The organism is Rhodococcus sp. MurmanLake-1, assembly GCF_056945715.1.
Map to the genome: position 1 here is coordinate 1 of NZ_JBWZNF010000063.1, position 539 is coordinate 539.

Sequence of the window (539 nt, forward strand, 5' to 3'; positions counted from 1 at the left end):
TCGTATACATATACGTATCGATATGGATATGATCCGGTTATTAATGATGAATATATTACGAAAATAGTAGAAGAAAGTGCACTACATTTGTTTGGGAATGAGCGTGTTGTGAAGCTTGAACCTTCTATGGGTGGAGAAGATTTTTCAGCATATTTAAGAAAAGCACCTGGTTGTTTCATTAAATTAGGAACAGGTAATGAAAATATATATACTTGTTATCCACATCATCATCCGAAATTTGACTTGGATGAATCAGCATTAATTTGTGGAGTGGAGCTATTTTTAGAGACGACTATAAGATTACTAAAATCATAGAAAAACAAAAAAAGGCAACTGCACTCTATTGCAGTTGCTTTTATTTCTTTCCGTCAGAGAGGGCTGAGAAAGAACTATGCTCATTCATAGTATATGAATAGCTAACGGACAAGCTTGTACATTTTAATCATTTTTTTAAAAATAGTTATTGACATTGATAATCAATGTCAATTAATCTAAATATAGTTGGAATTGATAATTATTATCAATAGGATGGATGCGAC

The 539-nt window shown here is 31.5% G+C and carries 1 protein-coding gene; it reads left to right on the forward strand.

Translation table 11 applies throughout. The features are described from left to right. Window positions 1-315: M20/M25/M40 family metallo-hydrolase (locus tag AC2ETI_RS32645; protein ID WP_483635052.1), on the forward strand; the 315-nt coding region annotated here is incomplete at its 5' end. Window positions 316-539: the final 224 nt, after the last annotated feature.